Genomic DNA, 586 nt, shown 5'->3' on the forward strand with positions numbered 1-586 from the left:
GTGGTGATCTGCGCACGCCGCATGGAGTTTCTCCAACAGGCTGCCGAAGAGATCACGGCTCAGACCGGCAACGAAGTACTGCCGCTGTACTGCGACACCAATCAGATGTCGGCCGTGTCTGACATGGTCGAAGCTGCGCACAAACACTTCGGCCGCATCGACATCCTGGTCAACGGTGCCGCAGCGCCGTCCGGCGTGGTGCGCAATGACATCGAACATGCCGGCGACGACGAGTTGCTGTCGGATCTCAACACCAAGGTGATCGGCTACTTCCGTTGCGCCAAGGCAGTGACCCCGCACATGAAGGCCGGCGGTTTCGGTCGCATCATCAACATCGGCGGCCTCACCGGGCGTAGCAGCAAAGTCCTCTCGGGGATGCGCAACCTGGCGATCGCCCACATGACCAAAACCCTCTCCGACCAGTTGGGCCCTTCGGGCATCACGGTCAACCTGATCCATCCCGGCGTGGTGGATACCCCGCACATCCAGGAGTTGTACGAGCGCGAAGCGGTCAAGCAAGGCAAGACCTCGGAACAGGTTGAGCAGGCCTACATCGACGCGACGCCGATTCGCCGCACCCTGGCAC

1 protein-coding gene is annotated in these 586 nt (G+C 61.9%); it reads left to right on the forward strand.

What is annotated here, in order from left to right; translation table 11 throughout:
- Positions 1–21: 21 nt before the first annotated feature.
- Positions 22–586 (forward strand): SDR family NAD(P)-dependent oxidoreductase (locus tag AC1DKR_RS21045; RefSeq protein ID WP_478035071.1); only part of this gene is annotated, 565 nt, incomplete at its 3' end.

This window comes from Stenotrophomonas sp. 01N47 (genome assembly GCF_056399165.1).